12 protein-coding genes are annotated in these 12375 nt (G+C 53.4%); 10 read left to right on the top strand and 2 right to left on the bottom strand.

The features are described from left to right. Positions 1–2: 2 nt before the first annotated feature. Positions 3–275: a metal-sensitive transcriptional regulator gene (locus QTO30_RS10260; protein ID WP_220750648.1), complete on the bottom strand. Its 273-nt coding sequence runs from the start codon at positions 273–275 to the stop codon at positions 3–5. 133 nt (positions 276–408) lie between these two features. Between QTO30_RS10260 and QTO30_RS10255 the strand changes: the two genes are divergently transcribed. From QTO30_RS10255 to QTO30_RS10225, 8 genes are all read left to right on the top strand, one after another. Then, positions 409–675, top strand: a complete 267-nt coding sequence (locus QTO30_RS10255; protein ID WP_340424051.1) for a hypothetical protein — start codon at positions 409–411, stop codon at positions 673–675. 765 nt (positions 676–1440) lie between these two features. After that, positions 1441–1920 (top strand): invasion associated locus B family protein, encoded by a 480-nt coding sequence (locus tag QTO30_RS10250; protein WP_340424050.1) that lies wholly within the window; start codon positions 1441–1443, stop codon positions 1918–1920. Continuing rightward, positions 1917–3635: a ShlB/FhaC/HecB family hemolysin secretion/activation protein gene (locus tag QTO30_RS10245; RefSeq protein WP_340424049.1), complete on the top strand. Its 1719-nt coding sequence runs from the start codon at positions 1917–1919 to the stop codon at positions 3633–3635. The genes QTO30_RS10250 and QTO30_RS10245 overlap by 4 nt, the downstream gene beginning before the upstream one ends. A 34-nt stretch (positions 3636–3669) precedes the next feature. After that, positions 3670–4038, top strand: coding sequence for a two-partner secretion domain-containing protein (locus QTO30_RS10240; RefSeq protein ID WP_340424048.1), 369 nt, complete (start codon positions 3670–3672; stop codon positions 4036–4038). Next, entirely contained in the window at positions 3990–10058 is a 6069-nt protein-coding gene (locus QTO30_RS10235) for a two-partner secretion domain-containing protein (protein ID WP_340424047.1), read from the top strand. Before QTO30_RS10240 ends, QTO30_RS10235 begins: the two co-directional genes overlap by 49 nt. Then, positions 10043–10474 (top strand): hypothetical protein, encoded by a 432-nt coding sequence (locus QTO30_RS10230; protein WP_340424046.1) that lies wholly within the window; start codon positions 10043–10045, stop codon positions 10472–10474. Before QTO30_RS10235 ends, QTO30_RS10230 begins: the two co-directional genes overlap by 16 nt. Positions 10475–10583: 109 nt before the next feature. Next, positions 10584–10757 (top strand): CdiA C-terminal domain-containing protein, encoded by a 174-nt coding sequence (locus QTO30_RS22070; protein ID WP_445327142.1) that lies wholly within the window; start codon positions 10584–10586, stop codon positions 10755–10757. 9 nt (positions 10758–10766) lie between these two features. Continuing rightward, on the top strand, positions 10767–11093 hold the full coding sequence (locus tag QTO30_RS10225) for a hypothetical protein (RefSeq protein WP_340424045.1): 327 nt from the start codon (positions 10767–10769) through the stop codon (positions 11091–11093). Positions 11094–11206: 113 nt separating this feature from the next. Here QTO30_RS10225 and QTO30_RS10220 read toward each other — a convergent pair whose 3' ends face one another. Beyond that, positions 11207–11476, bottom strand: a complete 270-nt coding sequence (locus QTO30_RS10220; protein WP_340424044.1) for a hypothetical protein — start codon at positions 11474–11476, stop codon at positions 11207–11209. Between the two features lie 58 nt (positions 11477–11534). Here QTO30_RS10220 and QTO30_RS10215 point away from each other — a divergent pair, with 58 nt between their 5' ends. Together QTO30_RS10215 and QTO30_RS10210 are read left to right on the top strand one after the other, a co-directional pair. Then, positions 11535–11894, top strand: coding sequence for a hypothetical protein (locus QTO30_RS10215; RefSeq protein WP_340424043.1), 360 nt, complete (start codon positions 11535–11537; stop codon positions 11892–11894). After that, entirely contained in the window at positions 11891–12184 is a 294-nt protein-coding gene (locus QTO30_RS10210) for a hypothetical protein (protein WP_340424042.1), read from the top strand. Before QTO30_RS10215 ends, QTO30_RS10210 begins: the two co-directional genes overlap by 4 nt. Positions 12185–12375: the final 191 nt, after the last annotated feature.

Genomic DNA, 12375 nt, shown 5'->3' with positions numbered 1-12375 from the left:
ACTTAGCCGCGCGCCTTGTCGAGCAGTTCTAGGAGTTCGGTGAACTTCGCCCGCTGGTCCTCACGATCACCCGAGGCAAGTGCATCCTCGATACAATGCGACGCATGATCATCGATCACGAGCTTTTCGACGCCTTTCAGCGCAGCGCGCACCGCCGCAATCTGCGTTAGGACGTCAACGCAATAGCGGTCCTCTTCGACCATCCGGGCGATCCCACGGACCTGTCCTTCCAAGCGTTTTAGACGTTTCAAAGTAGCTTCGCGGTTTTCGTGCATGGCTCTCTTTTCGCATGGTAGCAGACAAAAAGTCGAGTGCGTGCGGAACCAAAGCTCACACTCCTGATCATATACCCTATGGGGGTATATAGAATTGAGAAATGCCCACGCAAGTAGATCGTCGGAGAAGCCAATGCCCAAAGACACACGCGACGTTGCAGACATTGATACAAACCCGGCCGAAGTGGCGGTGGGCAAGATAGCTGTGCTGTACCGGATGGCTCTACCAGATCATCTGTGCCCATCCGGTCAAAAGGCGCGCTGGCTGCTGGAACGTCAGGGATATGATGTCGATGACCGGCTTTTTCGAACCCGTGCTGAAGTTAACGCTTTTAAGGCCGAGCACGACGTTAAGACGACGCCCCAAGCATGGATCGAAGGCGAACGCGTTGGCGGCTAGGAGCGGTTCGATGTGTGAGTTGTTCTTGCAAGGAGAGTTTGTTGCGTTGTAGGGCTGCGATTTTGTTTTCATAGGCTTGAATGGAGGTTGGATTCGCGGCGTCGATGATGCGGGTTAGGAGTGCTTCGACCTGTTTGTCGGCAGACCGGATTTGTTCCTTGAGCGTTGAGACGGCGTCACTGGCTTGAAGCCGGTCCAATTCGATCAGTGCATCTTTGGCAGAACGCCACGCACGGTCCAAGTCCCAAACGACCAAGGCATCCCCCGCGTTAAGACGTTTGCGTATGTGCGACAAGAAATCAGCCCCGTTAACGATTTATTCACAATTTTCTGCGATTATTGGGGTAGTGATATTGCTTCTTGCCTCGCGGCAAGAAGCGGCGTTGGCTACAGATCCGACAGCACAGCATGCAACATCAGCCTTTGAGCGCATGCCAAGCCACAGTACGGTGATAATCCCGAGCGCATTCAGATAGAGCCTCCTATTGGCCGCTGGCGTCCGCTTCAAAGCCTTGAGAGAAAAATCGCTATCAGACTGCGCAAACCCAACCTTATCTCACAAAAACAGGGAACAATTGATCTTTGTAAGATATTTCAAATTTTAGCCATAATCGGCTAATACCGAACTCACGCATAGGTGGTATGGATTCGGTTTATGATAGTGAGATGGTTGGCGCTGATCGCCGCTGGACTTCTTTTCACAACGTTCGCTTCAGCTCAAGGCGCAGTTGATGCTGATACTGCTTAAGCACTAACGCACCAACTGTGCTCTCAGAGGCTTTCGAGGATTGGCAGTATCGGTGCATCCTGACGCAAGAGTTAGGTGAACCCATTGGCTGTGAGTTGTCACAGTCTGTACTGGTCGAGCAGGATGGTCGGCAGGTCGAAGTATTGAATATTGCGTTGTCGCGTGCTGTTGATCAAGCAAGCGATGTTGACTGGGCGCTTGTCATTCTCACACCAAAAGATGTGCATCTGCCATCGGATTTTGGCCTTTCATTTGGTAGCGCAGAGCCGCAGCTCATACGTTACCGCAACTGTAACGAAGTTGGCTGTTGGGTCATTGTGCCTGGGAATGCTTCGCTTATCGACACCATGAAGCGACAAGTTGAGGGCACCGCATATCTCCGTTTGCTGGATGGCCAAGTTGTACGGATCGTATTTTCGCTACGCGGTTTTACGCGCGGCTTCGATGCGATGTCACAAGCAGAGTTGCCAGTTGACCAAAGAGGTGTCAGCGAATGAGGGCAACGGGGCTAGCCGCGACGTTTGTGGTTTGTGGTTCATCCGTGATCGCACAAACAGCAATCGATGATGCTGCTGCTCAGGCAGCGGCAATTGAGCGAGAGAGATCACAACAACAGGTTGAGAGCCCGCTGCGAGCGCCCTCGGGTGTACGTCCCCAACCGCCTGTGCCAGCACGCACCCTTGATGGGCAGACGTGCATAGATGTTGATACGGTAGATGTCCGCGACGTGACGCTTATCCCGTTGAACCGGATTGAAGAGCTGGTCGCTCCTTTTGAGGCCCAATGTCTGGGTTTGGCAGAAATCAACTCAGTACTTGAAGCTGTCACATTTGCCTACGTCGAAACAGGCTACGTAGCTGCACGCGCTTTCCTGCCCGAGCAAGACCTGTCTGATGGAACGCTCAAGGTTGTGGTCGTCGAAGGTAAGCTCGAAGCGATTGTCATGAACCGCGATGAACAAAGCCTTCGCGGGCAGCGCGCCACCGCCTTCCCAGCGATGATTGGGGAGCCAGTCAACCTTCGGGATATTGAGCAGGGATTGGATCAGCTAAGCCGATTGCGTTCGGTTGATGCGACAATGCAAATCGCGGCTGGCGCTGAACAAGGTGGGTCCATTTTGGCGGTGAGCCGTGAGGCAGGCCGCCCCTGGCATGGCTCACTCAGTTTCAATGATCTGGGCAGCGCCTCTACCGGCGAATTTCAGACGCGTTTGAGCTTAGGTTTTGATGATCTGCTAGGGCTCAATGATACGATTGCGTTCAGCTATCAAAGATCTATGGACGATCATCCGCTGGCATTTTCCAATGATCGGCCAAACGGTGACACGTGGACGGCAAAATTTGAGGTTCCTTATGGTTATTGGACTTTTGCAATTGATGGAGATCGCAACGCTTACCGGTCCGAGATTGAAGGTGCACTTGGGCCAATTGAAACATCGGGGAACTCAAGCACCGCTGGCCTGACGGCATCACGCGTGTTGCATCGCGACCAAATATCGAAAACCACCCTGACCGGAACACTGACCGCCAAAGAAACTGAAAGCTTTATCTTGGGCAGCCGGGTCGATGTCTCGAGCCGTCGATTGTCCATCTTTGACTTTGATATCTCCCATAGCCGACAAGTCTGGGGCGGCCAGGGCTCTGGTTCAATCAGTGTATCTCGTGGATTGGACATTTGGGGCGCTCTTGATGACGGTGAGGCAGCCGATGGCTCACCCCGCGCGCAGTTCACGAAGTACGATTTGTCTGTGGGGTATTCACGTGACTTCATGGCAGCGACGCAACCGGTCAACTATGATGCACGTTTGACCGCGCAATGGTCTGATGATTTGCTGTTTGGCTCTGAGCAGATCTCACTAGGTGGAGACAGCAGCGTGCGTGGATCAGAGTCATCGCTTATGTTTGGCAATCGCGGCGTGATGTTGCGCAATGAGTTTGCCGCACCACTCAATGCATTTTCTGATCCCGCTTACGCCCGCACATTTGGCCAGCTCGTCCCTTATTTTGCATTCGATCTGGGGCGGATTGCGCCACAACCGTCATTTGACATTGCTGGCGGAACTTTGAGCGGCGCTGCCTTTGGTCTGCGCTCACAGGGTGGCCGCCTCGCCTTTGACATTAGCTATGCCGACATCCTGAGCCAACCGACTGACCTGCCAGAAAATGGCCCCGAAACCGGTGTCTTTGCGGCATCGCTGACCATCACATTTTAAGAATGACCCGCCGAACCCCGTGGAGACTGAAATCATGACAAAGCGTTCCAAGACTTACACATACGGTTCGTACAGCCAGCCCACAGGGCTGACAAAATTGGCGCGCAATACCATGAGCGCATTCATGAGTTTGCTGGTGGCCGCGCAGCCGATCATGGCCCAAACAGCGAATATCGTCGCCGATAGTGGTGGCACAGTCGTTTACGAAGCAGGCAATGGTGTGACGACTGTCGATATCGCTACACCCAACGCCGCTGGATTGTCACAAAACACCTATGAGCAATTCAATGTTGGTCCTGGTGGGGCGATCCTCAACAACTCAGACCAGTCCCTGGCACAATCGCAGCTGGGGGGTTGCTGCAAGGAAACGGCAATCTTGCGACAAGTGGTCATGCCACAGTGATCCTCAATGAGGTCAGCGGTACGACACGTTCTGTCTTGGAAGGTGCATTGGAAGTTCACGGTGCGTCCGCAGATGTCATCGTGGCCAATCCAAACGGCATTACCTGTGATGGGTGCGGGTTCATCAATACGCCGCGCGTGACGCTCACGACTGGTTTGGCCGAGATTGGTGCGACAGGGGCGTTGTCCGGATTTGCGGTCACAGGCGGCGATGTCTTGATCGGCACCAACGGAGCTGATGCGCGTGCGACAACGATCTTCGATATCGTCTCCCGTCGCATCTCTCTGCAAGGCCCAGTCGCAGCCGGGGGCGACTTGAGCCTCATCGCGGGTCAGAACGACTTTGACTATGGCAGCCGGTCAGCGACGTCACGCGGCAGCGATGGCAATGCACCCGGGATTGCCATCGACAGTTCTTTGCTTGGCGGGATGTATGCGGGCCGGATCAGCATTCTGGCGACGGAAGCTGGTTCTGGTGTGAACATGCAAGGTCAAATGGCCGCGAATGCAGGTGAGATGACCCTCACGGCTGATGGCCGATTGGTGATGGGTCAGGTTCAGGCACGCGGGCCTCTACGCGCGACATCTCAGTCTTCAACCGTCCGCGCAGAGCGAACGATTTTTTCTGACGAAGCTATCACGCTTCAAGGCCTGACGGCAGTCGAGATTGCCGAAAATACCCTTGTCGCCTCGCAATCTGATGTCGCGCTCGTTGGAAGTAATATTAGCCTTGAGACTGGCGCAATCGTTGCTGCTGGTGTGACATCTTCCGGCGCGCAAACGACGTCCGGTTCTCTTACGCTTTCGGGGACAGCAATTGACGCCGGAGAAGGTACTTTGGTTGCAGGCGCGAGAATTGCGCTTGAAGCCGCAACGGTTGACCTTTCTCGTGAGAATGCAGCAACCGCAGACACCGTTCGATCTCTAGGTGATGTGGACATCACAACCGGTACGCTCACGGCGACAAATGGGCAAATCCGTGCTGGTGATGTGTTGACCATTTCCAATTCTGGCGATGTAGCAATCTCAGGGGGTGATTTTGCGTCAGTCAGTGGCCTTGATGTGACGGCAGACAGCATCTCAGCAAATGCCACCCTGAACACGCAAGGTACCGCCAATCTCCGCGCAACTGTCGGGTCGGTCGTCAATGAGGGACGCGTGGCCGGTGATGCGGGTGCTAATCTCACGGCAGAAACAAGCATCACCAACGCCGGTGATGTTCTATCTCAGACGGTGGCGTCCCTCACAGCGGGTATGACGATAACAAATGCGGCAACGGGTCAAGTCGTCAGCGCGGCATCCCAACTCAATGCAAATGCGGTCGACAATGCTGGTTTGGCTGCATCGCAAACAGGTGCACTCTCGATTGCTTCTGATCAATCTGTGACAAACACAGGAACGCTTGTTGGTGTTTCTGCATTAGATCTGACTGTGGGCGGCCCGGTGATCAATTCTGGCGACATGGTGGCGCAGGGTGCTATCACAATCACCGGTCTGAATAATGGTGCGTCTGGTGCAATCACGAACCAAGCGGATGGTTTGATCAATGGTGGCAGTGTCGTCAACTTAAATGGTGCTTCACTCAACAATGGCGGTGCCATTGGTGCCGCATCAGGCGCTCTCTCTGTTGATGTGACAGGAGACATCACAAACACTGGATTGCTCTACTCTGGCACGTCTTCGAACTATCGTTTGGACGGCAACTTCACGAACACCAACGCAGATGTTCTCGCAGAGGCTGACATTGCAATCGTAGGCCTGACGGGGCCACGCGCCGGAAGTGTGAACAATGTATCGGGCACAATCGAATCTGTCGCAGGCAATCTCACGATCACTGCTGCGGATATCACAAACGAAAGACCCGCTCCGACAATCACAACATCTTCCACATCAGTTGTAACCGGCTCAAATAATCCTCCGAACCCAGGCCGGGGTGACACGACCTCCGCGACGCAAACAACCACAACGACGACGGTTGAAGAAGCGGTCCACAGTAGCGCGCCTGCGCAAATGCTGGCAGGATCATCAATCACGCTTGATGCGACGACCGTCACGAACGATTACAGTCAAATCGCCGCAAACAGAAACGTCACAATTCTTGCTGGGACGGTCACAAATACTGGCCGGGATCTGATTGAAACGACCGATGTTCGGGCGACAACATATTATGAGCAGCGGTATTGCGACACGCGTATCTTCGGTTTCTGCATCGACTGGGATACACGTCGGTGGAACACGACGCAAACCAGCCAAACAACCGCAACAGTTGATGCTGAGTTTGCCACGATTGAAGCAGGCGGCGCGTTGACGGCGCTGATCAGCGGCTATCTTGATAACGACGCCGTACGTGATGGTGCCGATCAAATCGGACTGACGTCAGGTGACCGTGCTTTAGCGGCAGCAGATGTCACGGCATTGGGCGGCGATACACTTTCTGATCTGACGTTGAGCATTGATACTGTCCTGGATCGTGGTGCACTCTTCGATCCCGCATCCGATCCGAATGCGCCGTATCTTGTCGAAACGCGCGCAGAGTTCATCGACGCCAGTCAGTATCTTGGATCCGACTACTTTCTGTCTCAGGTTGGTGGATTTAACCCCGATGAAACAATGCGCCGGTTTGGCGATGCTTATGTCGAAACCCGGCTTATCCGGGAGCAAATCTTTGCGCTGACGGGCGGTCGCTACCTCGCGGGCTCGCTTGATGACCTTACTCAGATGCAGGCCCTCTACGATAATGCGATTGATGCGCAGCAAGCATTGAACCTGACGGTTGGTGTGGCGCTGACACCTAGCCAAATTGCGGCACTCACATCTGACATTGCTTGGCTCGAGACACAAATTGTACAGGGGCAAGAAGTCCTCGTGCCGCGTCTCTATCTGTCTCAGGCAACGCTCGCCAATGTGGACCTCAACAGTGCGCGCATTGTTGGCGGCCAAACCACAATATTGGCTGGCGCAATTGCGAACTCAGGGATTATCTCGAGCGCAACAAATCTGGACTTGACGACGACGACTGCCTTCTCCAACGAGGGTGGTAGCCTGTTTGCCAATGCAGACATCACAATTGATGTAGGTAGTCTTTTTGCAAATCAGTCAGGTCAGGTTGTTGGTGGTGGCAATGTCGCCATTGACGCAGAGAATGTTCTCAACAACACGCTGATCTCTCGTGATGATATGCCTTCCGGCTTTACGGATAGAGCGCAGCAAACAGCACGTATTGAAGCTGGCGGAAATCTGCAAATCAACGCCTCTGGTGTTGTTGGCGCAATCGGTGGCGACTTTGCATCGGGTGACAATCTGACGGTCACCGCGGGTGACGGGATCGAGATTGGCGCACTTGTGCTCGAAACCAATCGCGAAGACACCATCAACGGCGGATATGACAACGCCTATAGCCGCACAAATACGCTGGCCAACATTGCTGCCGGGGGTGACCTGAACATCGCGACGGGCGGCGATCTGACAATCGAAGGCGGCAATCTCAACGCCGGTGGGGATGCCACGCTCGTTGCCGACGGAGCCGTCAATGTTACATCCGTGCAAGATGTCGATCAGCGCGATCTCAAACTGAATATCGACAGTGGTGGTCTCTTTGGGGTGGAAACAAACATCCGGCAGCAGGAGGCTGAGGTCGAGACGCAGCGCACAGTGATCTCATCTGGTGGCGGCCTGACCATTACCGCGAACACCGGTGATCTCACCATAGCTGCTTCCACACTCGAAAGTGGCGATGAAACACGCCTGACTGCTGGTGGTGAAGCCCGGCTTCTCACGGAAACCGACAGCACGTTCTCGCAAGACTTCTTGCGTGAGGAAGACCTGTTCTGGTGGAATGAGGGCGATGAGGGCGAAAGCATCGAGACTATTGAGATGGTGGAGATCCATGCTGACGGCGGCTTCACCATCGATGCAGGTGCAGGCATCATCATCGAATACGAAGCGCACGCCAATCTAGATGAAGCTTTGACCACAATCTCATCCCAGCCTGGACTGGAATGGATGGGGGACATGCGCACCAATCCGGATGTGGATTGGAACGCTGTCCAAGCGACAGTCGAAGAATGGGACTATGAGCAGCAGGGTCTCACTGAAGCCGGTGCGCTGCTTGTCACAGCAATTGTAACCTACGCAACCGGCGGTGCGGGTGGGCTGGTCGATACGCTCGCAACACAAGTTGCATCTGGCCTCAACGTAGCTGCAACAAATGTTGCGATGAATGCCGCAATCAAAGCAGGCATCAGTAATCTTGTCACGCAGTCTTCGGTGGCGCTTGTAAACAACCAAGGTGATCTGGCCGCTACGCTGGAGCAATTGGGATCAAGCGATGGTCTGCGGAGTCTGGCGACCGCTATGGTCTCTGCTGGATTCACAGCACAGCTTACCAACGCCGCAGGTCTCGGTGACTTTGACCCCAAGACTGCGACTGCAATGGAGAACACAGTCTACAGGGCGCAAACCGGTCTCATCAGTGCATCAGTAAACGCAACGGTTTCGACCGCTATCAATGGTGGTGATATCGGCGACAACCTTACCGCTGGCTGGACCAATGCCATGGCGATGGCTGGCCTTGCTGGGGTGCAGCATAGCATCGGCGATTTTGGTGAAGCAAATGGCCTGCCCGAAGGTAGTCTGCCAAAGATGCTCGCACATGCTGTCGCAGGAGGTTTGGCTGCAGAAGCTGCAGGCGGTTCATTTGCTGACGGCGCGATGGCTGCCGCATTGGCAGAAGCGCTAGGACCCGTAGTGGGTGGCAGCGGTCTTAGCAGCGATCGGCAAATTGAACTCCAACGTCTGCTCGGGACTACCGCAATCTTGTTGGCAAACGACGGGGATGCAGAAGGCGCAGGAATCGCGGCTGGAATCGCCGCTTCGGCTCATGAGAACAATTATTTGAACCATGAGGAAACTGTGCTTAGGGCGCGTGCGAAACGTCAGCTCGAAGAGTGTCAAGCAGAGACGATTTCTTGCACCGACGAAGTTTTTCTCGAATTGCAAGGAACCATTGCTCTGATGGATCTGCTCGACCAGGCGAGAGATACTGAATACTTGACTGCGTGCGGTGGCATGGGACAACTCCAGTGTCTTGCCGCACGTAGTCGTTATATTGAAGCGCAAGCCACCTTCATGGAGGCGAATTCAACTCTTGGAAATGAAGGTTATCTCAGTGCGTTTGGCGATGTATTTGACGACGTACAGGTGGAGTTCCAATCTGGTTTAGCGGTTGATCGGCAAGCAATGATCAATGGCGTACAAAAGGGCGTCGATTTTACGCAAAGAAACCTAAACGCGTTGGGTGGAGGCGCGGCGGGCGGTGCTCTTCTTGCAACCGCATATTTTGGTGGTGCTGCTATCGCGCAATGCGCAGCTAATCCAATTTGTCGAACTGAGTTGTCTGTTGCAATTGGTGAGGCTGCAGCTGGCGATGCGCTTGCGGCATCGACTCTGATGCCTGTCGTCGCGGTCGCTGGAAAAACAGCTATCGTGGTGGGTGATGATGTTGTCGGGTTTATTGATGAAGCAACCGGTGCTTTTGCCCGTAGTATCGATGTTCCTTACGATGCTCGCGTGATACGCAATGCTCTCGAAGAGAGCTATGGCACCGACAACGTCTTGTCGACGACAATCCCTCCACTCAATAAACCGAATGTTAGATTGGCCAACTCGGCTGTTGAAACCAGTGCTGGAGTAAATATCACATTCAATTCCAGAGGGTTCCCAGTTTTTGATGATGTGGCATTGTTTGATACCAGGTTTACGGCGGCGGATTATCGAACTCTTTCTTCAACAGCCCAAATGAGGGCCGCTACACAGAGCTTAAACGCCCAGATCGTTCTCGATCAAGGGCTATCCAATCGCTTTACTTCTGAACAGCTGTCCGCCATTCGAGCAGGCAATGCGCGCATACCCGGTCTTACTTGGCATCACCATGAGGATACTGGACGGATGCAGCTTGTTGCTGCTGACATTCACGGAGAAATACGGCATATTGGGGGAGATGCTATGTGGGACGGACGATGAAAGGGCTTAGGCTAAGCAAAGCGGATAGTTTTGATATTGCTCTCGCATTAACCTGCTTGGGCAAAGCTATCACTTGGCATGAATTCAAGGAATGGTCAGAAAAAATCATTCTGGAAAATGATGTTGATGATTTACCTGAGTACTTCTTTGAAATTCCAAGTCTAGATGTAGCGTCAGGGCTTTGGAAGGAAGACAAGCGACTGGGTATCTTTGGGTTTATACCTAACCACGACCTCAATGACAGCGAGGTCACGGCGCTTTATGCAATAGGTTACGAACGTAGGCTTGCTAACTTGCTACAACCGGAGCAGGCGCTCAATATCCCTTCTGAGTCTGAGGCTATTGCAGCTTCAGAAAAAAACCCGCGATCAAGACTTGAGTTTGAAAGAGTCTTCGAATTCCTGATCGCCAAGTAGTGTCCAGTGGGAACCATCAACTGCCGCAAGGTCGGGTTGGTATCATAAAGTTCGGCTCCCACCTTAAACTATAAAAATTGCAATGCATTAAGAACCTATTGAAGATGGTGTGGGTAAGGTCACATCAGGACAGACGCAGAACGTTGTCGTGAACTTGGCCGACACGAGTGTGACCCCTGCTCAGGTAATACAGCAATTGACTGACTACCCGATCCCCGGATTACAGAACGTGATCATAATTGACAGGAACGGCGTGGTTCTGACACCATTGACTTTCGACTAAGGCTAAAAAATGAAAATGGATATTCAGATACACTCCAAGCTTTCTCCCGAAAATGTCACGGTGAAGTTATCAGACACACTTGTGAAACTAAAAGTTAGGTTTGGACAACGATTCTGGTGTTCTGACGTGGCGCCGACTGGAGATCTTACCAAGGAAATCGTAATGGATGACTTTGGATTCCACAGTGTAAGCAGCCTACTTGTAACAGACACCACCAAACAATTTGATGACTTCGACACAGTAACAAGGTTGCTGAGAAGCGCTATCGGTGAAGAAAACTCCATAGTAATCTACGCTGACACCGGGAGACTCTTTCCTGAAATAGACTATGACTAGCCACGTTAGCTCTTGCATTCTACAGAACGAGATTGACTATAACTAATACCACCAATGAAGTCTGTTGTTCATAAATCGAACTGATCCAACTGCAATCTGATTGCTTCTATTCGCTACCGATCAAAACCAATATTCTTTGCTTTGCGTCGCTTGTTTTCTGCCCGATTTACTTCGGATTGTAACATGTAAAGCCGTATGGTCTTCGCCATCTGCTTGCATTCCTGCTTATGCCTATTGCGGATAACATGCGCACGTTCCAGCAGCATCCCTCGCTCTTCCATCTGCGCCAAGATCAATTCGTCGCGCTGTTCTTGATCGCGATGCGCGCATGAAAGCGCTTCGCGTTCGTTCGATTGGATCATCTTGCGACGCGCACCCGTCATCCGGTCAAATAAGCCACGAAGGCCTTTGTTGAGGCGATCAGATCGTTGTTTGGTTTCTGTGATTGGGAACGCAGCTGCACTCGGCGACCTTGATCGTGCAACGCAGCTGATTGCACATACTGCACTTGGGTGCGCCACAGGGGAAATAGGGTCTGGCGATTGCTCATCAGGGGCAATTGGTGCCTTTGCGGGTGAGCTATCGGCACTCCTCTACACTGACGCCGCTTTGAACAATCCGGAACTGGTTGGCGACAGCATCGCGGATTGGGAAAGCCGTGGCATCTTGATCGCTGAGCTTTCGGGGGACTCCTTACCGCAGCAGCTGGCGGAAGCGCAGATGTCGGTGCCGGAACGGCAGTCAATGCAGCCGAGAACAATGCGTTCTGGATCCCGGTCATTATTCTCGCCACGTATTTGACCTACGAAGGCGAAGGAAACCCGGTCGATGGGCTCATTGCAGTTGGCCGGGGTGAGGACATCGCATCGCAACTGATCGGAGCAACGGCTGAGCAGGCGGTGACGCTCTCCTCAGAATACTTCCCCGAAGGAACGGCTGCGGTGCTCAACGCAGCAGCAGCTGCAGGTGAAACGGCGGGGCTGATTGTTACCTACGTGGATGACACGACTGGCAACCGTGTGAGCGCGGCTTGGGATAGCCATCATCTAGGCCCAAAACCGGATCGCCGCAGCGCCGCAAGTCTGCTTTGAGCCCAGAGTGACAAGTGCTGTGCTGAGCACAAGTGTCCGCTTTCACGACGCTCACAGATGGGAAACGGGGCAGGTGAGGGGCGAAGTCATGACGTGGTAGAAAGTGGTCGAGCGGGTGGTCCCCCGCGCCGGTCGTTATCCCGCAACTTGGATGGACCACGATATGTCCGGGCATCTTCTCGAGGGTCCTC

The organism is Yoonia sp. GPGPB17 (genome assembly GCF_037892195.1).
In the GTDB taxonomy this organism is placed as follows: domain Bacteria; phylum Pseudomonadota; class Alphaproteobacteria; order Rhodobacterales; family Rhodobacteraceae; genus Yoonia.
The sequence above is the reverse complement of the archived record's forward strand: the minus strand, read 5'-3'. Positions and strand labels throughout refer to the sequence as shown.

Coding starts and splice junctions, on each gene's coding strand:
- QTO30_RS10260 (WP_220750648.1), bottom strand. CDS start 275: ATGCACGAAAACCGCGAAGCTACTTTGAAACGTCTAAAACGCTTGGAA.
- QTO30_RS10255 (WP_340424051.1), top strand. CDS start 409: ATGCCCAAAGACACACGCGACGTTGCAGACATTGATACAAACCCGGCC.
- QTO30_RS10245 (WP_340424049.1), top strand. CDS start 1,917: ATGAGGGCAACGGGGCTAGCCGCGACGTTTGTGGTTTGTGGTTCATCC.
- QTO30_RS10240 (WP_340424048.1), top strand. CDS start 3,670: ATGACAAAGCGTTCCAAGACTTACACATACGGTTCGTACAGCCAGCCC.
- QTO30_RS10225 (WP_340424045.1), top strand. CDS start 10,767: ATGAAAATGGATATTCAGATACACTCCAAGCTTTCTCCCGAAAATGTC.
- QTO30_RS10220 (WP_340424044.1), bottom strand. CDS start 11,476: ATGACGGGTGCGCGTCGCAAGATGATCCAATCGAACGAACGCGAAGCG.